Below are 20,418 nucleotides of genomic sequence, written 5' to 3'. Positions count from 1 at the left end.
ATCTTTCAACAAAATCAAACATTCTCCATGACGCCTGTCATGTCATTAGCAAGCGCCAACATTTCCAATGAATGCCACGATTCACGCAATCACATTCCCACTCTCACCGGCGAGCGAGCACCCCCTTGACGGACAGCCTCACGCCAGGTGATGATCATGGAGTTCAAAGAAAGCGCTTACCAGATTTATGACCGAATCTCCTGGCGTGTGCCCTTAGCCATCCCGTCGAAATTCGGAATGAGGGAGTGTCGACAGGGAAAGGAAAGTCCCTTGCAGCCCAATGGTAATCTTCTACGTCGAGGGATCACGGTCCTTTTCACCTCGATCCGGTCCGAGCCCCGAGTCTTCACGGCTGCGGCTATTGCAAGTGGCATATATGCGCTCCTCACCGTAGCGACTGCGCGGGTACTGGGACAGGTCACGGACGACGTGGTAATACCCGCCCTTCGTAAGGGTTCCGTTCCGGGGCCGCAGCTGGCTGAGGCATGCTTCACGCTCGCAGCGATAGCCGTTGTGTCAACGTTGGCGTTTCTCGTCAGGCGGCTCCTCGGCGGACAACTACAGTTTCGCCTGCAGGCCACTTACCGTCGACGTGTGGCCCGCCGCTACATCGATGCGCCTTACCCGTGGCTCCAGCGGCGACCGGTCGGTGAAATGTTGGCCGTGGCTAATTCCGATGTTGAGGCTGCATGGTTGCCTGTCGCCAGGCTCCCGCTATTGTTCAGCGTGGTCGTTCTGCTGGTGGCATCCACCGCGGACATGGTCCTCACTGATCTTGCACTGGCGGGAGTTGGAGTTCTTCTCTTTCCCGCGATTCTATGGCTGAACCGCACGTACCAAAACCTCTCCGCCCAACACGCAATCACGTCACAGCAATACCGAGGAGAAGTAAGCGCTATTGCCCATGAGAGTTTTGACGGATCTCTCGCGGTCAAGGTGCTCAGAATGGAGGATCGAGAGGCGGAAAGGTTTCGAGAAGCAGTTCACCGACTCCGCAGGTCCAATATTGCTTTCGGTCGCGCCCGGTCGTTCTTTGAACCGGCACTGGAATTGCTGCCCAGCCTCGCTGTTCTTGGTGTGATCTTGGTCGGCGCAGCACGGATCCAGAGTGGGCATATTGCTGCAGGTGACGTAGTTCATGTCGCCTACCTCGTCACAGTGATCACCTTCCCTCTGCGGATCATCGGGAACGTCTTCAAGGACCTTCCGCGCTCCGTCGCCGGATTCGACCGCGTTCAAGAGGTTCTCGCTCATGAATTTTCTCCTGAACCGGACAGAAATATTCCTGATCACGCGAAGGACATGAATTCGGAAACGCTTGAGCTGGACTCCGTCTCATTCGCGTACCCCGGCAGTCGTTCAAGGGCGGTGGACAGGCTCGGGCTAACAGTGGCCTCCGGGGAGGTCGTCGCACTTGTAGGGCCAACGGGGTCCGGGAAGAGCACCGTGGCTCACCTTGTGGCCGGCCTCATGGATCCGACCGGCGGAGCGGTGCGGTGGCGTGGTGCGGACCTGCGCTCCTTGCCCAGAGAGGAAGCCTGTGGCCGTATCTCTCTCGCCGCGCAGCAGAGCTTCCTCTTCGACGACACCGTGCGAGCAAATATCGCACTGCGGGGAGAGGAAGATGACGAATTGGTGCGGCAAGCGCTGAGAGCAGCCGATGCCGAGGACTTTGTCCGGGCATTGTCTGGTGGTTTGGACGCCTCGGTGGGCGAACGAGGGGGAAGGTTGTCCGGTGGGCAACGACAGCGCCTCAGTCTCGCTCGTGCATTGCTGAGAAAACCGGAACTTCTGATTCTTGACGACGCGACGTCTGCAGTGGATGCGGAGACAGAAGCGAGAATTCTGCGAAAACTGCAGGAGTCCGGCCTTGCGTCGGCGGTTCTCGTGGTCAGTTCCCGCCGATCGGCCATTGATATAGCTGATCGCGTCGCATATATGGAGAACGGGCGAATCCTGGACCAGGGCAGTCCGCTCGAACTCTATCAGCGGTGCTCCCCCTACCGCACACTCATCGACTCCTACGCTGTCTCAAAATCTCCGGGTTCGCAGCAGCAGAACACGCACACAGCAGGTGACCTATGAGTTCCGATTTTTCCATTGGAGAAGCCGAGGGGAGCGGGCGGTCGATATTGGTCCGCGGCCTCATGGCTTCACGGCACTTCACTGACGGCATCTTCGTCACGCTGATCCTGGGTGCAATCGGGGCGGCCGGACGAGTCGTCATCCCCATGGCAATCCAAGTGGCAACTGACGACGGAATAGAGAACCCGGATGGTGTTGATGTGCAGATCGTCGCCATGTATGCCACGCTGGCCGGTATGGCGGCCCTCATTGGCGCGCTTAGTTCTGCGGCGATGAATTGGCGCCTTTCACGGCGCAGCGAGGAAGGGCTGGCCGAACTGCGTGTCGAGGCTTTCCAGAAGGTTCATCGCCTGTCTCACCTACGGCTCCAGGGTGACCAGCGTGGGGCTCTGGTTTCGCGCGTCACTGCAGACATTGATGCGGTAGCAAATTTCCTCCAGGATATGGGCCTGGCAGTGATCACCAGCGTCATGCAGATGCTGTTCGCGATCATCGTCATATCCACTTACTCGTGGAAGCTCGCCGCACTCGTACTGGTTGGCTTTGTCCCGCTCTTCATTCTGGTTCAATCGGTTCAGCAGTTGACGAAGAAACGATTCGATGCCGTACGGAAGAGCTTCGGGACGATGACATCGGTGATCTCGGAAACTCTCGCCGGTGCGGGCATCATCCGCACCTACGGTATACAAGGGTCAGCCCATGATCGAATCGACCACGCAGTAGAGAACTTGAAGCATCGGCAGTGGAAGGGACAGCTCACAACAACTCGTTCTCTTATCGCTGGAGAATTGACCCCCGGCCTTACGACAGCTGGAATCATCGCGGTGGGGGTAGTTCTCGGAACACGCGGGCAGATAACCGTCGGCGCGTTGATCTCGGTGCTCTTCCTTATCCCGCTGTTCGTGACTCCGGTGCAGCTGGGAGTGGAGATCATCAACCAGACCCAAGATGCCATCGCCGGCTGGCGGCGCGTGCTGGGCCTTCTCGACACACCCATCGACGTCACAGGGCCCGAGGCGTCTGCCCGCGACACTCCCCGCAAGGCAGGAGCGCTCGAGTTCCAAGGTGTCACCTTCCGCTACCCGGACGGGACACCGGCGCTGCGGGACATCTCGGTGGCCATCGCGGGAGCGACCAAAGTAGCCGTCGTCGGACACACCGGATCCGGCAAGAGCACATTCGGCAACCTGATCGTTCGGCTCGCGGACCCCAGCTCCGGCGTCGTGACGCTCGACGGCGAGCCACTCGGGGCTATTCCTCTGCAGGAGCTCCGACGTCGCGTGGCCCTGGTTCCCCAAGATCCGTTCCTGTTCGACAGGACGATCGCCGAGAACGTGCGCTGTGGCAGCCCGGGGGCGGCGGACGACGACATTCGGGCAGCGTTCGCAGAGTTGGGTCTCACCGACTGGCTCGCGACCTTGCCGGCCGGGCTGGGCACGGCGGTCGGTGAGCGAGGCGCCGGGCTTTCCGCGGGAGAGCGTCAGTTGGTGTCACTGGCCCGAGCGCACATCAGTGATCCGGATGTCCTGGTCCTGGATGAGGCGACGTCTTCGGTAGACCCTGCGACCGAGGAGCGTATCCGACGTGCCATGACGCGACTGGTCGATGGACGCACCGCCCTTCACATCGCCCACCGGCTGTCGAGCGCGGAGGACGCCGACCACGTCCTCGTCTTTCACTCAGGGCGCATCGTCGAGCAAGGGTCGCATCACTCGCTGATCCAGCAGGGCGGTATCTACCAGGGACTGCACGACTCGTGGGTCAAGAACACCGCGTAGTAGCGCTTCTGATCGAGAAGTACCTCAACCCACCCGCCCATACGAAGGTCTTCAGCATGCCCATTTCTACTGAGCAGCCAAGTGTCGCCGTGATCATCCCCGTGCGCAACGGAGCGGCATTTGTCGATGCGGCACTCGCGTCCTTGGCCGCGCAGACCACACCGCCGACCGAGGTCATCGTCGTGGACGACGCCTCCGAAGACGACACCAACGCCCGGGTTCGCCGGTGGCAACAGCTGCTGCCGCTTCGCCTGATCACGTTCGCGGAACGGTCCGGGACGTGGCGGGCGCGGGACACCGCCATCTCCGAGGCGACATCGGAGTTGATCATCCAGCTCGACGCGGACGACATCCTGTTGCCGCAGCATGTAGCTGTCATGACCGAGGCGTACGGACGCGCCCCGGGCCTGATCGCCCCGAACCGAATGCTCCTCTCAAGCTCCTCTGGAGGCGTCCCGGAAGCCATCACCGAACGGCTTCCCGGCCCCGACGAGCAGCTTGCCCAGATGCTGATCCTGAGTTTTCTCGGTGTGGGGACGCTCTTCAGCAAGGAGCTGTACGAGGCTGTGGGCGGCTACCGTCCCTGCAGCTGCGCCGAGGATTGGGATCTGTGGATCAGAATGTCCGCAGCGGGCGCCATCATCTCCAGGCCGGAACAGTCCACCTATATCTATCGAATGCACCCGTCGAACATCTCGAGCAATGTGCGTCGCAGGGAGACGGATCCCGAGATAATCCAGCGTTTCCTGGACACCTGTGACGACCCGGCCTACCGACAGGTTGCCCAGCTCTCCCTGCTGGTGCGGGGCGGCACAAAGCACCTGACAGGCTTCGTAAGGAAAGCAGCCCCGGCCGGCAACTCCTTCTGGGACCCCGACCTGGGCACTGTGCATGTCAGCGAGGAACGCGGGAGCACGCCGCGGCTCCTGCGGATCACTTCCTCTGAGGGGCAGGAGCCCTTCTTCACCGCGGAGCTGGACAGCCACGGGTACCTGACACACTGCCAGATCGGCGATGCCTCACCACTGCTGACCACCTGGCCCGATTTCGGTGAACACTTCCAACGAGGCCGTTCGCAGGGCGCCCGATGAAGCTGTGGCACGTCAACACGACGGCTCGTGGCGGCGGCGTGGCCGAGATCCTCGACGCGCTGTGCGGGTTCACACAGCCGGTGTCGCCGCTGGCGCACTGCCGCTTCGTGACCAGCCAGAGCGCCGAGGTATTCGCTGCGACGAAGCGGATCCATCACCGCCTGCACGGAGTGGACCGAGGGGATCTGCCCGACGAGCGGGAGCATGCTGTCTTCCTCGCGTTCGCCGAAGAGAATGCGTCGCGACTGCTGCAACGCCTCACAGCACAGGACGTCGTACTGCTGCACGATCCGCAGACGCTCCCTCTGGCGTCGATCCTTGCGGAGGCAGGGGTGCCTGTGGCATGGCGCTGCCATATCGGCACGTCCGCCATCAACGCCGTCGCCGACGAAACCTGGCAGTACCTCAGCCAGTTCTGGCCCCCGGGTATCACGCTGATCTTCAGTCACCAGTCGCTCGTGCCCGCCCAGGCAGCAGGACATCGCGTCGAGATCGTCCCACCTTCCATAGACCCGACATCAGCGAAGAACAGGCCAATGAGCACCGCCGAGATCAGTGATGTTCTGGCATCGGCGGGGCTGATTGGGCCCCGATCAGCCCCGGAGCAGCACCGCCACGAGCTCATTTCCGAGGGTCAGTTGGACTCTGACCCGGTGATTCTTCAGGTGTCGCGCTGGGATCCGCTGAAGGACATGGATGGGGTGCTACGGGCCTTCGCCGACTCCGCGTTGCACCGCTCCGCCCAACTGGTCCTGTGCGGGCCGTCCCCGCAGAGTGTCGCCGACGATCCCGAGGCCAAGTCGGTGCTCGAAGGTGTCATCGGGCGGTGGAGAAGCCTCCCCACCGCGATCAGACGCCGGGCCCACCTGATGTGCACCGCGCTGGACGACTCCGAGGGCAACGCGCGCATCGTCAACGCCCTGCAGCGACGGGCAACCGTGGTCACCCAGCGCTCCATACAGGAAGGCTTCGGACTCACCGTGACGGAGGCGATGCTCAAGGCCCGTCCCGTCGTGGCGACGCACGTCGGCGGAATCCCGAGCCAGATCACACACAACGAGACGGGTCTCCTGCTCAACGGGTCAGCAGGAGACAGCCAGTTCTCCAAGGCGGTGGCCTGCCTGCTCACCGACAAGGTCAGGGCGTCCACGCTCGGCAGAGCGGCTGCTGCCCATGCGACCCAGCACTTCACCACCACTCGCGAAGCATCCGACCACTGGCGGATCTTCGCCCCTTCCGTCCACGGAAACGAGGAGCGCATTGACTGACGCCGGCACCCCCCGCCCAGCCCGCAGCGGGCCCGTCCTGGTTCTCGGAGCAAGCTCCGGATTCGGATTCGCGCTCGCCGAGCGCCTGCACAGCAGCGGTACGCCGGTCATCGGCGCTGCTCGTTCGCCGGTCCCGACCGGCACCACCTTTGACTACCGGCAGGTTGACGTCACCGACGACGACCAGATGACGAAGCTCGTGGACAGCATCGTCCAGGACTACGGCATCCCGTACGGAATGGTGTACTGCCCTTCGAACACCGCCGCCGTCGGCCGTTCCTGGGAACTCGAAACGGAAGCCCTGTCCGCGCTGTTCGATGTCACCCTCCTCGGGTTCGTCCGTGCCGTGAACCGCTGTCTCCCGCTCATGGCCCAGAACGGCGACGGCAGCATCGTGCTGGTCGGCTCCCGAGCCGCACGGGTGCCCGTGGAGACCCTCGCCGGCTACGCCTCGGCCAAGGCCGCTGCGGAACAGTACGCGCGTTGTCTGGCCCACGAGGCCGAGCCCCTGGGCGTACGTGCCAACGTCATCGGCATCTCGGCGGACACTCCGCTCGCTCGCAGGCATCTCGACCTGCGAGCGGTCACGCTCGGCCGCACCGAGGCATTCCCCGGTCTCCCGGCGGTAGAGGACAACCTCGCACTCGCTGAATTCCTGCTCACCCCTCAGGCCCGGTTCGTGACGGGACAGACGATCGAAGCCCGCCAGCCGCTGTGGACCTGACCGCCCTGTAAGGAGCTTCCCATGACGCATTCCCCCTCCCTTCTCAGCCCCCTGCGCCCGCTCGAGGAACCGACGCTGACGGGCTCACCCACCGGTTCCAGCTGGCGCGTCTCCTCGGCTCTGCCGGTCTCATACAGCGTCCGCACGTGCCAAGACCTGCTCGATCCCGATAACGACGACCTCGAGCGCGAGGCATTCGGCGGACCTTCACGCCGACGTCTGATCATCGTGGAACAGAAGGTCTTCGACCTGTACGGAACACGGCTCCAGGCCTATCTGAACCACCGAGACCTTCCCGGGCACGTGGTGTCCCTGGCAGCTGATGAGTCGGTCAAGAACCAACATCTGGCCAACCGGGTCGTCGACGCCATCGATGGCTTCGGAATCGACCGCAAGCGCGAGCCGATCGTGGTGATCGGCGGCGGTGTCCTGCTCGACGTCGTGGGCTGGGTGGCCAGCTCCTACCGACGCGGTACCCCCTACATCCGCATTCCGACCACCCTGATCGGACTGGTGGATGCGGGTGTAGGCATCAAGACTGCCGTCAACCACAACGGGCACAAGAACATCATCGGCTCGTACCACCCGCCTGTCAGCGCACTGCTCGACTCGCACTTCCTCGTCACCCTGCCCTCTCGGCACGTCAGCAACGGCATGGCGGAGATAGCGAAGATGGGGTTGATGTGCGATGTGGCCTTGTGGAAACTCATCGCCGCGCAGCCCGATGAACTCATCCGCACGGGTCTCGGGTCCACGGATCCCTCGATGAGGCCCGGCGGTCAGGAGATTCTCAGCCGCGCCATTCACAGCATGCTGGCCGAACTTCAGCCGAACCTCTGGGAGAAGGACCTGCACCGTCTGGTGGACTTCGGTCACACCTTCTCTCCCGTCCTGGAGATGGCGGTGCTCCCGGAACTCCTGCATGGCGAGGCCGTCGCTCTCGACATGGCGATCTGCAGCGCGCTGTCCAACCGGCGTGGCCTGCTCGCCGACGGCTCCCTCGAAGAAATCATGGCCACTCTGTCCAGGCTGGGCCTGCCCGTGGACCATCCGGCAACCACCCCGGAACTCCTCGACCGCGGTCTGGCCCAGGCCACGGCGCACCGTGGTGGGATGCAGCGCATTCCGGTACCGGTGGAGCCCGGTTCCGCGGAGTTCCTCGAAGGCGTGACGAGCAGCGAACTCGTCGACGCGCTGGACCGGGTCCGGCGGATCGCGAGGGACCTCTGATGTACATCGTCGACGGCATCAACGGCACCTGGGCCACGGTGACAGGAGTCCATGGCGCGGCCGGCAAGAGTGGTTGGCGCCAGCTCGTACCAGGACGCCCCCTGCGAGGCCCGTGGGAGGGAGTGGAACTCGCTCGCCTGGCGCCCGGTGGAGTCAGCGGACTGCACCGGCACACGAGAACGAACGAGATCTATCTGGTGATCGGCGGCGAGGGTGAGCTGTCGCTCGACGGCGCCACCTACCCCATGCCCGTTGGCCACATGGCACTGACGACCTTGTCGAGCACCCACGGCATCCGCAATACCGGCTCGGGCGACTTCCACTGGCTCGTGATCGAGGTGCCGGCGGCGGCCGCTCTCCACCTGGTGACCAACCCGAAGGAAACAGCAGACGTGACTTCTCCAGCCGCTCGTATGCACCCCGTCGACCTCGCGGCCCTCCGGCACATCGACCTGAGCCCCTTCGGCGCGGCTCCACTCCTCGACGCTCACTACGAGCAGCTGGACGAGGGCGCCGTGGTGGACCTGCAGGCAGAGGACTGCGAGATATTCGGCTACCTCGTCAGCGGAGCGGCCACCATCTCCGACGCCGACGGCAGCCACGCGCTCACGGCCGGAGTCGGCGTCACCCTGACGCTGGGTGAGAAGGCCGAACTCCGACCGTCCGGCGAAGCCACCTTCTTCTGGGCCCGCTCCAAGGTCGAGGGTGCGGGCCGGTGATCATCACTCCGGTACCCCATTCGTTCCCCGAGCCGGCCGGAACGCACTGGGCCTCCCTGGCACGCCGAGGGATGCTCTGGTCGGAGGTCCAGGTCATGGACGTCACGACGGCCGCCCCGGGAGAACCAGGTCCCTTCCTCGACCCGGACTGCCTGGAACTCGTCTACTGCAGCCAGGGCAGCGCAACGTTTCGCGCCGGAGGCGCCTGCGAAGTCACCCTGCTCGCAGGGCAGCTGATGCTCGTCGCTCCTGGGGACGAGCCCGCCCGCGCAACAGCCGGGGAAATCGGCACTGAACTGGTCCGCATTCGGCTTCTACCGGACGCCATTCGCGCGCGGATTCCCGCACGATGGCCAGGACTTGACCGGCCATCGCCTGCGCCTGCCCCCGGGCCCGACGAGGTCGTCGCGTGAACATCGACGAGATCAATTCCCTCAAGGGCGACGGAATCCCGTCGGCGCGCAACGTCGACCATGTCGCCTTCACCGTACCGGACCTGGAGAGTGCCTGCAGGTTCTTCGTCTCTCATCTGGGCGCCTGCCTGCTGTATGTCGAGGGACCGATCCGCCGGGGAAAGTGGATGCGGGAGCACTTGAACGTGCATGCCGCCGCAAGCTGCCGTGTGGCTCTGCTCAGGATGGGGCCCACCTTCAATCTCGAACTCTTCGAATACCAAAGCCCCGACCAGAACACCGGCATGCCCCGCAACAGCGACATCGGCGGGCACCATCTGGCGCTTCACGTCGATGACATCGACGCGGCTTTCGCCCACCTCCAGACGGTGGACGGGGTCACCTGCCAAGGCACCCCGGATCTCATCGAGGAGGGACCGATCGCGGGAAGCCGATGGCTGTACTTCACCACCCCCTGGGGGCTGCAGATGGAACTGTGCTGCCCCGCGTCGCGCATGCCGTACGAGGACGACGTCGCGGCGCGCCGCTACGGTCCCCATCGCGGATCCTGGTCCGGCGGCGACCTGGACACGCCTCTCCAGGAGACGGCCGGATGAGCCGCCCGGATGCCGGCGGGCAGCTCGAGCTCGGCGTCGCCCTGCCCACCAACCGGAAACGACTCACCGGCCGGGAACTGCGGGACATCGTAGGGAAGTTGGAGGACGCCGGCTGTACCGCGCTCTGGGTGAACGACCACCTGGCAGCGTTCCCCGTAGGGGCGGAGACCTACCCCTACTCCCCGACTGGCGAGATCACCTGGGATCCGAAGCTGCCGCAGTACGAAGCGCTCACCACCTGCGGCTACCTCGCCTGTGTCAACGACCGGATGAAGATCGGCACATCAGTACTCGTGCTGCCTCAGCGACACCCTGTTGAGGTGTCCAAGGCAGCCGCCTCACTCGCCGACCTCAGTGAGGGAAGGTTTCGCCTCGGCGTGGGTGCGGGCTGGTCCCGCAGGGAGATGGCTTTGCTCGGCTGGGACCCGGCCACGCGCGGCCGGCGTATGGACGAAGAGTTGGACATCATCCGTGCGAGCTGGGGGCAAGGACGCCGGGCGACCCGGTGGGAGCACTACGACATTCCTGACGACGTCATTCACGAGCCCCAGCCCTCGCCCGAGACCTCGCCTCCCATCCTGGTGGGCGGGATGTCCGAAGCGGCAACCCAGCGAGTCCTGAACTACGGCGACGGCTGGCTGGCGGTTGCCCCCGGCGATGACCCCACCGCCGTCGCGCGGGCAGGAGCGAAGCTCGCCAGGCTTCGCAGCCGTTGCCCGCGCCCCTTGCAAGGCGTACTCAAGATCGCGCTCAGCCGCCCCGGCGGCCAGAACGTGGCGCACATCGTCGAGCAGGCGGCCCACGACGGCTGGGACGAGATCTCCTTCGAATTCGACGAGTGGGCGCTCGACGAAACCTGCTCCCTTCTGTCCACCTGCCGCTCCCGAGGAGGGACCGCGTCATGACCTACCCCGAGCCGTCATCGGAACACACCCCCAGATGCCTGGTCATCGGGGCAACGGGAGCTATCGGAGGAGCCGTCGCCCAACGCCTTCGCAACGCAGGCGCTCGCGTGACGGCGACCGGCCGTACGGTGCCGAACGTCGCTGCAGACGAAGCCGCTGCATTCCGCGGTGTCGCACTCGACGTACGCGACCCGGAGGCCATCGCACGCACGGTGGGCGAGGCAGCCGCCTGGATGGGCGGGTTGGACGCGTTGGTGTACTGCCCGGGCGTCGCTCACGTCGGCCCTCTCGAAGATCTCGCACCCGGCCAGTGGGACGAGATCTTCGAAGTCAACGTACGCGGCTTCGGCCTGGCCGTCGCCGCGGCACTCCCACACTGGCGGGCCGGCAAGGGCGGCGTCGCAGTGGCGATCTCCAGTCAGGCCGGGCAGCGAGGACAGTCCCTGATCAGTGCATACTCGGCCTCCAAGGCGGCACTCGACGGCATGGTCCGGGCCCTGGCAGTCGAACTGGGGCCGACGGTACGGGTGAACGCGGTGGCACCGGGGATCGTCGCCAGCGACATGATCGCGGACGACTTCCGCCGGCAGGCGGACCGCGAGTCCTGCTCCGAGGACGAGATCGAGGCACGCACGCTTCGACGCATTCCGGTGGGCCGGTTCCAGACGCGCGAATCAATCGCTGCTGTGGTCGCCATGCTGGTGAACGGAGAGGCGGCCGCAGACATCACCGGACAGACCCTGGTCGTCGACGGGGGCATGACCGCGTGATCGAGACACTGAGCAGCGCCACCGCGTACACCAACCCCTGGATGACGGTGCTGGAAGACCGCATCGTGCACGCATCAGGGCACGAAGGCATCTACGGCTACGTCGACAAGCCGGACTTCGCCCTGATCATCCCGCGTACCGACACCGGCTTCTGGCTGATCGAGGAGTTCCGGTACCCCGTGCGGGCGCGCCGATGGGCCTTCCCGCAAGGATCTTGGCCCTCCGGAACCTCCGGTGACAAAGCTGACCTCGCACGGGCCGAACTGGTCGAGGAAACCGGCCTGCACGCCGAACACCTCTGCTGGCTGGGGCGCTTGGACACGGCGCACGGGATGACCAGTCAAGGCATGCACGTGTTCGTCGCCGAGGGATTGCGCAGTGGAACACCGCGGCGTGAGGTCACTGAGACGGACATGATCCACGAGCACGTCACCGACGAGCAGCTCGCCGAGATGATCACCCAGGGGCGTTTCGTCGACAGCGGCAGTCTGGCCGCTTACCTCCTGTACCTGCACTGGCGGGGGAACCGCCACACCACCTCGGAAGGACCCCGACATGACTGACGTCCAAGAATGGCCCACTCGCGATCTGCATCGAGCCGCGGTCACCGGTGGAGCCGGCTTCGTCGGCCAGAACCTGATCCGTACGCTCCTCGCCGACGGGCTGAGTGTTCGCAGTATCGACAACCGTCCCGCACCGCCGATGCCGGGTGTCGAGGCGATCACGGCCGACTTGCAGGACCCGGCCGCGGCCCGTGACGCCCTGGCGGATGTGGACGTTGTCTTCCACCTGGCGGGCAATCCCAGCGGAACCGTCTCCGTGCAGGACCCCCTGTTCGACTTCGCGTCGAACGCCACCGTGGGCATCAACGTCCTGGAAGCCGTCCGCCACCACGTCGGCACACGGCTGCTCTACCTGTCTTCGGCCATGGTCTATGGCCGGCCCGAGACCTCACCCTGCGAGGAGAGCGACCGCTGTCAACCCTTCTATCCGTACGGCGCCAGCAAGCTGTCCGTCGAGCACTGGCTCAACTCGTACGTGGCCACGTACAGCATCGATGCCAGCTCGGCCCGCGCCTTCGTCGTCTACGGACCGGGTGAGGACCCGCGCCGCGCCGGAGCGGAGGTCGGCCAGTTTCTGAGGTGGCAGCTCAACGGCATGCAGATTCAGGTCGTCGGTGATCCGGAGACCAAGGTCCGCGACTTCGTTCACGTCGATGACCTCTCCCGCGGCCTGCTGGTCGCCGCCCGCGCGGGGCGACCAGGGCTCGTCTACAACGTCGGCTCGGGTACCCGGCACTCGTTGCGCGAACTGGTAGCGCTGATCGAGGCAGCCACCGGCACCACCGCAGACGTCGCCGTGGACCGCACCGACCTGACGGACAGCTACGCACTCGTCGCCGACATCACCCGGCTGCGGGAGCTGGGCTATGAAGCGCAGGTGCCCCTGGCGGACGGGATCAAGCAGCTGGCCGACGAACTCGGCCCGGCACCCGCTCCGCCGCAGCTGGCCACCGTCCTGACCGCTGAGGGGCGCTGACGTGGACGCCGCGGCTGCCGCCGACTGGTGGCGAAACGCCGTGATCTATCAGGTGTATCTCCGCAGTTTCCGCGACTCCGACGGCGACGGCGTCGGGGACCTGCGGGGCGTGCGAAGCCGACTGGACTACCTGGTCGACCTCGGCATCGACGCGCTGTGGATCACGCCGTTCTACACATCGCCGATGGCCGATGCGGGATACGACGTCGCCGACTACCGCGACGTGGACCCTTCGTACGGGACTCTGGCGGACTTCCGAGATTTGCTCGCCGATGCTCATCGACGAGGGCTTCGTGTGATCGTCGACATGGTACCCAACCACACCTCCTCCCAGCATCCCTGGTTCGTCGAAGCACTGGCCGACAAGCCCGGCGGCGAGGCCCGCGGCCGATTTCACTTCTGTGAGGGCAAGGGCGAGCACGGGGAACTGCCCCCGAACAATTGGCCCTCAATCTTCGGAGGGCCGGCCTGGACCCGGGTCACCGAGGAGGACGGACGGCCCGGCCAGTGGTACCTCCATCTGTTCACGCCGCAGCAGCCCGACTTGAACTGGGAGAATCCCCAGGTACGTACAGAGTTCGAGGACATCCTGCGGTTCTGGCTCGACCTGGGTGTGGACGGCTTCCGTATCGATGTCGCGAACGGATTGGCCAAGGCTCCCGGGTACCCGGACCGCATCGAGGGACGCCTTCCCGAGGACCGGTCCCTCTACCTGGACCGCGACGACGTCCATGACATTCACCGCGCGTGGCGGCGCGTACTCGACACCTACGGCGACGACCGCATCGCGGTCGCCGAAGCCTGGGTCCCCATAAACCGTCTCGCCCTGTACCTACGGCCGGACGAACTGCACCAAGCATTCAACTTTCCTTATATCAAGGCGGGTTGGTCCGAATGCGACGTACGTCGGGTCATCGAGGAGTCACTCGGAGGACTCGGTGCCTCGGCGAGCTGGGTGCTGTCCAACCATGACGAGGTGCGCCCCGTGACCCGGTTCGGTGGGGGCGCTCCGGGCCTGCGCCGCGCGCGGGCCGCGGCCCTGCTCATGCTCGCGCTGCCGGGCTCCGCCTACATCTACCAAGGCGACGAACTCGGGCTTCCGGAGGTCGTGGACCTTCCGGATGAGGCGCTACGGGATCCGAAGTGGGAGCGCTCGGGGCACACCGACCGAGGGCGCGATGGCTGCCGAGTCCCCCTGCCCTGGTCAGGGGCCACCGCTCCGTTCGGATTCGGACCCGATGGTTCTGCGGCCACCTGGCTCCCGCAACCGGCCGAGTGGGCGTCGCTGGGGGCACAGCTCCAGGCCGCAGATCACGAATCGCCCCTGAACCTGTATCGCAGGGCACTGGAGCTGCGGCGCGTCCTGAACCGTCACGGAGACGGGTTCGAATGGCGGGACAGCAGGGACACACCACCAGGGCTACTGAGCTTCCGCCGTGGCGGAGGGTTTGTGTGCACCGTCAACTTCGGCCCCCATGACATCACGATGGAACGTCCGGGCGAGCTGCTCTTGGCCAGCGCGCCGCTCCAACTCGAAGGCAGCCTCTTCGTCATGCCGGCAGACACGGCGGCGTGGTGGCGGACGGACAGCAAGAGTTGGGGGACGGGACCGTGATCAGGAAAGCGGTCGTCCCGGTAGCGGGCATCGGCAGCAGAATGCTGCCGCCTACCCGCGCCCTGCCCATCGATGCTCCGCTGTTTCAAAGCCCAGCCGACCCGCATGACGAACCACCCAGCCTACGGAAAAGAAGTCCGCGACCTGGCCCTACGCCTGTGCACGTCGGAGAACTGAGAAAGGCATCATGACCAGTATCACTGTGATCGGCACCGGATATCTTGGAGCCACACACGCCGCCTGCATGGCCGAACTTGGATACGATGTCCTTGGAATCGATCGGGATGCGCAGAAGATCAGTGAACTCTCCCAGGGCTGCGCCCCGTTCTACGAACCGGGCTTGAACGAACTGATTGCCAAGCACACGGCGAGTGGGCGACTGCGCTTCAGTACTTCCTTCGCAGAAGCAGCCGATTTCGCTGACGTCCACTTTCTCTGCGTCGGCACACCCCAACTTCCAGGAAGCGACGCCGCGGACCTGCGTCATGTCGACAGCGTCATCGACGAACTCGTTCCACTGATCGACGGACAGGCGCTGCTGATCGGAAAATCGACCGTGCCGGTCGGGACGTGTGCGCGACTGGGGGCCCGGATAGCTCAGCTGACTGCCACATCGAACGCTCGAGTCGAACTCGCCTGGAACCCGGAGTTCCTCCGGGAGGGCAGTGCGGTCAAGGACACCCTGACTCCCGACCGCCTCGTCGTCGGGGTGGGCAGCATCGCTGCCGAGGACACGCTCCGGGACCTGTACCGCCCCCTGATCAATTCCGGGATCCCGTTCCTGTCCATGGACTTCGCGACGGCAGAGCTGGTCAAAGTAGCGGCGAACTCCTTCCTCGCGACCAAGATCTCGTTCATCAACGCCATGGCCGAAGTCTGTGAAGCGGCGGGAGCCGATGTCACCCAGCTATCCCAGGCACTCTCGCACGACCCGCGGATCGGGGGCCGGTTCCTGTCTCCGGGCCTCGGATTCGGCGGGGGGTGCCTGCCCAAGGACATCCGCGGATTCGTCGCACGTGCAACCGAGCTGGGCGTAGGTCACTCAGTCACCTTCCTCAAGGAGGTGGATGCGATCAACCTGCGCCGTCGGACCCGCACGGTTGAACTCGCCCGAGAACTGTGCGGCGGGACATTCGAGGGCAAGCGCATCGCGATCTGGGGGGCCGCCTTCAAGCCGGACTCGGACGACATCCGGGACTCACCGGCACTGGCCGTGGCCGACGCGATATCCGACCTGGGAGGTCACATAACGGTGTGCGACCCTCAGGCCACCGACAACGCCCGTCGGCGGCACCCCAGCTTTTCGTTCACCGAAGACCCTCTCGTGGCGGCCAAAGACGCACACGTCATCCTTCACCTCACCGAATGGGCGATGTTCCAGGACGTCGATCCAGGTCTGGCAGCTCAATATGCCCATCGTCTGTGTATTCTCGACGCGCGCAACACTCTCGATGCCGCACGCTGGCGATTGGCCGGCTGGCAATGTGCGTCCCTGGGGCGGCAGTCCTCGAAGCCCGCGCCGGCATTGACCTGAGCTGTCCAACAGCTTGGGCGCGGGTTTCGCACCGGATCACTCGCAGAATCCATGGACCTTCTTGCGGCGGAGCCGGCGGATAGGGCTGCAGACGAGGGAGAGGACTCCGGTTGTCCCTTACGGAAGATGACGGACAGGATCCGCCGGAGACACAACCGGTCCCGGCTCGGGGTTGGAGTCGTAGCCCTCGGCAGGGCTTTGAGGTCTCGGCGGGCGCCGCCGGAGCGGGCGACAACTGGTCCGGTGCCGGCGAGAGCGCGGAGTCGACCGGGTGGAGAACCCGCCGTCGAGCGCAGCGGACAACCACCACCACGGCGAGTCGGCGGCGGGGATCCATGTGGTCGGCGGCCGCCCCGTAGGCCGCGAGTCGAGTAGGTTCGGGGTCACGCCATGTTGCGGGCTCAGGCGGCCGTCGGCGGCCTGAGGGCGAGGGAGGGGAAGCGTGGCCAGGATCGCAGCACTGTCGTATTACCCCATCAAGGGGTGCGCCGGAGTCTCGGCCGACGTCGCCATGCTGACGCCCGCGGGACTTGCCCACGACCGGAGTTTCATGGTCACCGGTGCGGATGGCGTCTTCCGCAGTCAACGCCGCCATCCGCAACTCGCGCTGATCCGACCGGAGATCGGCGCCGGCGGTGCGCGCCTCACACTGCGCGGACCCGGCCTGGGCCGGCTGGCCATCGATGTCGACACCTCCGGCACGCGCCGGGACGTGGAGCTGTTCGGGGCCCCGTACAAGGGCATCGACCAGGGTGACGAGGCCGCCGGATGGCTGTCGGAATTCCTCGGCTCGCCGGCCCGGCTGATACGTGTGCCGCCGGAGCACAACCGGGTAACCGACGGTCGGACGCCCGGCACCTCCGGATACGCCGACAGTTGCGCCGTACACATCCTCTCCCGGTCCACTCTGGAGCTGCTCAACGAACGGATGGCCGAACGAGGAGGCGCGCCGCTGCCCATGGACCGTTTTCGCCCGAACATCGTCATCGAAGGCTGGGACGAGCCGCACGTCGAGGATCGGGCACGCCACATCACCATGGGCGAGGCGGAGTTGGGCTACGCCAAACTGGCCATCCGCTGCGTCGTCACCATGGTCGATCAGAGCGTTGGCGCCAAGGCCGGCCCCGAGCCGCTCCGCACTCTCGCCGGCTACCGGCGGGCAGCCGAGGGCGGAATCGCCTTCGGTACGAAGTTCGCCGTGCTCCGGCCGGGAAAACTGTCCGTGGGCGACCAGGTGATCGTCGGTTCCTGGGGCGAGCCGGAGCTGTAGGCCCGACGCCCGGCCGGAGCGTGTCGCAGGCCGGGAACGACGGACCACCCGCCCGGTGCTCCTCGCCAATGGCTCCGGCACGGCCCGGCAGACGTCGACAGACCCTGGGGCGAACTCGCGGGCGCCGTCGGCCTCCCTGCGTATCAAGGGGCCGGCTGTCGCCCCGGCATCGACGAACTGACCTCACGTCATCGGGGAAAGGAAGCTTGCCCGTCGGCCTCGGGATGCCGCGCGACGGCCCTGTCGGGGGGCGGCATGGTGTGCAGCAGTTCCAGTCGGCGCTGAACAGCCTCGACCGCCCCGAAGCGCCGGCCAGGGACGTGGCGGCGCAACGAAACCAGGGGCGGGCCGAGTTCCCGGGCCCGAACCTGGTCGCGAAGTTCCAGCCACTGGTGGTGGGCCCGGTCCACGGCACTCTCCACGGCAGGGTCGTCCGGGGCCTGCTGCCGGGCCAGGCGGGCGTCGGCGGCAGCCATCCACAACTCGCAGCTGCGCGCCGGATCACCGGCGAGACGAGCGAGGTCCGCCCGAACCTCCAGCCAGTGGATCGCCTGCACGGAGCCCGCGCCGTAGGTACGCAGAGCCCACCCCTCCCACATGGCTGCGAGTGACACGGCCTCGCTGTGCCGCCCCGCGTGGGCGGCGGCAAAAATCGCAGGCAGCGGATCCTCTTCGGACACCCCGGTGTTCTCCGCGTTCGGGGCAGGTGCCGTAGGAACGGATGCAGGCTCCTCGTGTGGCCGGCTCGGTGCCGGCACAGTCGGCGCCGCGGGGACGGGGAGGGCTGTGTGGTCGAAGGCCAGGAGCAGCGCGTCGGCGGGGCCGGTCTGGATGACGGCCTGTTCGTGGAGCTGGGCGAGCGGAGGGTTGGCGCCACTGCGCCAGGTGGTGGCAAAGGCCCTCAAGTAGGCCGGTTCCACGATCCGGTGGCGGGGCGGCGGCGGGGTGATCCGGCCGTATACGCGGATCCCGTGGCCGAGGACGAGGCCCTCGGTACGGAGCTGCTGCCAGGCGTCAGGGGCGGCGACCAGGTCGGTGACGACCGTGGTGGTGTCCGGGCGGCGCAGTTTGAGTTCGCCGGCCAGCCAGTGCCAGGGCAATGCGGTGTAGCGCAGGGTGGCCGGCGTGGTCCGGGCGAGCGCGAGGTGGATCAGGCGCTGCTTGTGGTCGAGATGGAGTTGTCCGGTGAGGTAGAGGGTGAGTGGGCCGGATGTGGCGGCCGCGGCGCGGATGTGGGTGAGGACGGTCTGCGGGTCGGTCGGATCGGCGAGCTCGACGATGGTGGCCGCCGTCGTTCGGGTCAGGATGCTGGGCGGCACCGCCGCGAGCGTGGGCAGGACACTGGTTGCGTCGATGAGGCGGCTCTTGCCGGGCGGCGCTGCCGCGAGCAGCAGCGCGGTCCCGGATGCCGTGTCCTCCCCGTTGATCATCACAACAGCACCGTATCCGCTCCCGGTGGTGAATGGAGCCGTCTGCCGACTCGGGACGGGCCGCCTGCAGTGCGCACGGCACGGAGGACCGGCGCGGCTCTCCAGGCGGTCGAGCCGTTCGTGGAGTGCGCGGCGCAACTTCATCGCCGCAGGCGACCGCGCCGACCGCCAGGGGCATTCGCTGGGGCCGGGGTGAGCCGGCCGGGACTTTGCGGGTGCTCTGAAACCATGCCTGGCCGGTTCTGGCGTTCGCCCTGTTCCCGGCAGACGGCTTTGGGCGTTGACTCTCCCTGGAATGCATGTTCGGATCGCGGGAGAGGGACATCGGATGACCCCTGCACAGCCGAAAGGCCAGGCACTGCCCGCAGTGGGCAACTCCCCGGGCGGGGACGGATCCGCTGCCGGGGGCATGACCCCGTTCGACGACACGTACGACCAGCCGGACCCACGCCCGTACTTCCGTGCGCTCGGCCCTTGGGAGTACCAGACCCCTCACCATGCGCAGAGCGTCTTCCGGCACCTGCTCAGTACATGCGGTCCCTCGAAGGACGCGGAGGGCCCGGCGGAAACGGCGGGCCCGGCCGCGGTGCTGGACATCTGCTGCTCGTACGGCTTCAACGCCGCGCTGCTCAACCACCACCTCACCTGGAACGACCTGTACGCCCATTACACGTCTCCGCACGCCACCGGTCTCAGCACCACCGAACTGATCGAGTGGGACAGGGAGTTCTACGCGGCTCACCGGCGCCCGGACGCGGTCCGCGTCGTCGGGCTCGACGCCGCCCCCCGTGCCGTCTCCTACGCTCGCGCCGTGGGCCTGCTGGACGAGGCGTTCGCCGAGAACCTGGAGACCGCACCGGCCGGCCCCGCCCTGCGCGACGCGGTACGCGGTACCCGTCTGATCACCCTCACCGGTGGGGCCAGCTTTCTGTCGCCCCGCACCTTCCAACCCCTCCTCGACAGTATTCGCGGCCCTGTACAGGTCGCCGCGTTCGTGCTGCGCACCGGCTCCTACCAGGCCGTCGCCGACTGCCTGGCAACGTACGGCCTCACCACCGAGAAGTCCGTCGAGCGCACCTACCCGCAGCGCCGCTTCACCAGTGCGCAGGAGCAGCAGTACGCCGTCACCGCGGTCCTGGCCGCCGGTGAGGACCCGCGCGGCAAGGAGAGCGACGGTTACTTCCACACCGCGCTGTACCTGTCACGCCCCGCAACAGACGCGGTGCGGACTCCGTAGGGGCACGCGCTTGCGGGGCAGCGCCAGTAGGCCGGGGCCGGCCGGTCGACGCACCGAGACGCCGCGCCCCAGCCCGCACACACCCCTGCACACATCAGCCCCTCGGTGGCAGCTTCGTTGCACGGGACATGGCGGAAACCGGTGGGTGCGATACGTGAGGTTTCCGTAGCAGGGTCGAGAAAGCCGGACGGGAGAGTTAGTTTGGGGTAAGCAA

17 protein-coding genes are annotated in these 20,418 nt (G+C 66.1%); 16 read left to right on the top strand and 1 reads right to left on the bottom strand.

The window, feature by feature from the left end:
• Positions 1-150 precede the first annotated feature (150 nt).
• From ACIOMQ_RS31250 to ACIOMQ_RS31180, 15 genes are all read left to right on the top strand, one after another.
• Positions 151-2,085: an ABC transporter ATP-binding protein gene (locus ACIOMQ_RS31250; protein ID WP_401757205.1), complete on the top strand. Its 1,935-nt coding sequence runs from the start codon at positions 151-153 to the stop codon at positions 2,083-2,085.
• Complete coding sequence (locus ACIOMQ_RS31245) at positions 2,082-3,863, top strand: ABC transporter ATP-binding protein (protein ID WP_401939761.1); 1,782 nt, start codon at positions 2,082-2,084, stop codon at positions 3,861-3,863. Before ACIOMQ_RS31250 ends, ACIOMQ_RS31245 begins: the two co-directional genes overlap by 4 nt.
• The gene (locus ACIOMQ_RS31240; RefSeq protein ID WP_401757093.1) at positions 3,842-4,954 is read left to right on the top strand and encodes a glycosyltransferase; all 1,113 of its coding nucleotides are present in this window, start codon (positions 3,842-3,844) and stop codon (positions 4,952-4,954) included. Before ACIOMQ_RS31245 ends, ACIOMQ_RS31240 begins: the two co-directional genes overlap by 22 nt.
• On the top strand, positions 4,951-6,222 hold the full coding sequence (locus ACIOMQ_RS31235; RefSeq protein ID WP_401757091.1) for a glycosyltransferase: 1,272 nt from the start codon (positions 4,951-4,953) through the stop codon (positions 6,220-6,222). Before ACIOMQ_RS31240 ends, ACIOMQ_RS31235 begins: the two co-directional genes overlap by 4 nt.
• Complete coding sequence (locus tag ACIOMQ_RS31230) at positions 6,215-6,946, top strand: SDR family NAD(P)-dependent oxidoreductase (RefSeq protein ID WP_401757089.1); 732 nt, start codon at positions 6,215-6,217, stop codon at positions 6,944-6,946. The genes ACIOMQ_RS31235 and ACIOMQ_RS31230 overlap by 8 nt, the downstream gene beginning before the upstream one ends.
• A gap of 21 nt (positions 6,947-6,967) precedes the next feature.
• The gene (locus ACIOMQ_RS31225; RefSeq protein ID WP_401757087.1) at positions 6,968-8,176 is read left to right on the top strand and encodes a sedoheptulose 7-phosphate cyclase; all 1,209 of its coding nucleotides are present in this window, start codon (positions 6,968-6,970) and stop codon (positions 8,174-8,176) included.
• Complete coding sequence (locus ACIOMQ_RS31220; protein WP_402191283.1) at positions 8,176-8,895, top strand: cupin domain-containing protein; 720 nt, start codon at positions 8,176-8,178, stop codon at positions 8,893-8,895. Before ACIOMQ_RS31225 ends, ACIOMQ_RS31220 begins: the two co-directional genes overlap by 1 nt.
• Before the next feature lie 409 nt (positions 8,896-9,304).
• On the top strand, positions 9,305-9,904 hold the full coding sequence (locus ACIOMQ_RS31215) for a VOC family protein (RefSeq protein WP_401757084.1): 600 nt from the start codon (positions 9,305-9,307) through the stop codon (positions 9,902-9,904).
• Complete coding sequence (locus tag ACIOMQ_RS31210) at positions 9,901-10,809, top strand: TIGR03619 family F420-dependent LLM class oxidoreductase (protein ID WP_402191281.1); 909 nt, start codon at positions 9,901-9,903, stop codon at positions 10,807-10,809. Before ACIOMQ_RS31215 ends, ACIOMQ_RS31210 begins: the two co-directional genes overlap by 4 nt.
• On the top strand, positions 10,806-11,579 hold the full coding sequence (locus tag ACIOMQ_RS31205; RefSeq protein WP_401757081.1) for an SDR family NAD(P)-dependent oxidoreductase: 774 nt from the start codon (positions 10,806-10,808) through the stop codon (positions 11,577-11,579). Before ACIOMQ_RS31210 ends, ACIOMQ_RS31205 begins: the two co-directional genes overlap by 4 nt.
• On the top strand, positions 11,576-12,142 hold the full coding sequence (locus tag ACIOMQ_RS31200) for an NUDIX hydrolase (protein ID WP_401757079.1): 567 nt from the start codon (positions 11,576-11,578) through the stop codon (positions 12,140-12,142). The genes ACIOMQ_RS31205 and ACIOMQ_RS31200 overlap by 4 nt, the downstream gene beginning before the upstream one ends.
• The gene (locus ACIOMQ_RS31195; protein WP_401757077.1) at positions 12,135-13,118 is read left to right on the top strand and encodes an NAD-dependent epimerase/dehydratase family protein; all 984 of its coding nucleotides are present in this window, start codon (positions 12,135-12,137) and stop codon (positions 13,116-13,118) included. Before ACIOMQ_RS31200 ends, ACIOMQ_RS31195 begins: the two co-directional genes overlap by 8 nt.
• 1 nt (position 13,119) lies before the next feature.
• Entirely contained in the window at positions 13,120-14,733 is a 1,614-nt protein-coding gene (locus tag ACIOMQ_RS31190) for an alpha-amylase family glycosyl hydrolase (protein ID WP_401757076.1), read from the top strand.
• A 187-nt stretch (positions 14,734-14,920) separates the two neighbouring features.
• Positions 14,921-16,267 (top strand): UDP-glucose dehydrogenase family protein, encoded by a 1,347-nt coding sequence (locus ACIOMQ_RS31185; protein WP_401939753.1) that lies wholly within the window; start codon positions 14,921-14,923, stop codon positions 16,265-16,267.
• Positions 16,268-16,709: 442 nt separating this feature from the next.
• A complete protein-coding gene (locus tag ACIOMQ_RS31180) occupies positions 16,710-17,537 on the top strand; it encodes an MOSC N-terminal beta barrel domain-containing protein (RefSeq protein ID WP_362203185.1) in 828 nt (275 codons plus the stop codon).
• Between the two features lie 188 nt (positions 17,538-17,725).
• On the opposite strand, the gene ACIOMQ_RS31175 is transcribed toward ACIOMQ_RS31180, so the two are convergent.
• Positions 17,726-18,967, bottom strand: coding sequence for a hypothetical protein (locus ACIOMQ_RS31175; protein ID WP_402191365.1), 1,242 nt, complete (start codon positions 18,965-18,967; stop codon positions 17,726-17,728).
• A gap of 328 nt (positions 18,968-19,295) precedes the next feature.
• On the opposite strand from ACIOMQ_RS31175, the gene ACIOMQ_RS31170 reads away from it, so the two are divergent.
• On the top strand, positions 19,296-20,204 hold the full coding sequence (locus ACIOMQ_RS31170) for a hypothetical protein (RefSeq protein WP_362203188.1): 909 nt from the start codon (positions 19,296-19,298) through the stop codon (positions 20,202-20,204).
• The last annotated feature ends 214 nt before the right edge of the window (positions 20,205-20,418 follow it).

This window comes from Streptomyces sp. NPDC087845 (assembly GCF_044742755.1).
Taxonomy (GTDB): Bacteria; Actinomycetota; Actinomycetes; order Streptomycetales; family Streptomycetaceae; genus Streptomyces.
The sequence above is the reverse complement of the archived record's forward strand: the minus strand, read 5'-3'. Positions and strand labels throughout refer to the sequence as shown.

Coding starts and splice junctions, on each gene's coding strand:
- ACIOMQ_RS31250 (WP_401757205.1), top strand. CDS start 151: ATGATCATGGAGTTCAAAGAAAGCGCTTACCAGATTTATGACCGAATC.
- ACIOMQ_RS31245 (WP_401939761.1), top strand. CDS start 2,082: ATGAGTTCCGATTTTTCCATTGGAGAAGCCGAGGGGAGCGGGCGGTCG.
- ACIOMQ_RS31235 (WP_401757091.1), top strand. CDS start 4,951: ATGAAGCTGTGGCACGTCAACACGACGGCTCGTGGCGGCGGCGTGGCC.
- ACIOMQ_RS31225 (WP_401757087.1), top strand. CDS start 6,968: ATGACGCATTCCCCCTCCCTTCTCAGCCCCCTGCGCCCGCTCGAGGAA.
- ACIOMQ_RS31220 (WP_402191283.1), top strand. CDS start 8,176: ATGTACATCGTCGACGGCATCAACGGCACCTGGGCCACGGTGACAGGA.
- ACIOMQ_RS31210 (WP_402191281.1), top strand. CDS start 9,901: ATGAGCCGCCCGGATGCCGGCGGGCAGCTCGAGCTCGGCGTCGCCCTG.
- ACIOMQ_RS31205 (WP_401757081.1), top strand. CDS start 10,806: ATGACCTACCCCGAGCCGTCATCGGAACACACCCCCAGATGCCTGGTC.
- ACIOMQ_RS31195 (WP_401757077.1), top strand. CDS start 12,135: ATGACTGACGTCCAAGAATGGCCCACTCGCGATCTGCATCGAGCCGCG.
- ACIOMQ_RS31185 (WP_401939753.1), top strand. CDS start 14,921: ATGACCAGTATCACTGTGATCGGCACCGGATATCTTGGAGCCACACAC.
- ACIOMQ_RS31175 (WP_402191365.1), bottom strand. CDS start 18,967: ATGATCAACGGGGAGGACACGGCATCCGGGACCGCGCTGCTGCTCGCG.
- ACIOMQ_RS31170 (WP_362203188.1), top strand. CDS start 19,296: ATGACCCCTGCACAGCCGAAAGGCCAGGCACTGCCCGCAGTGGGCAAC.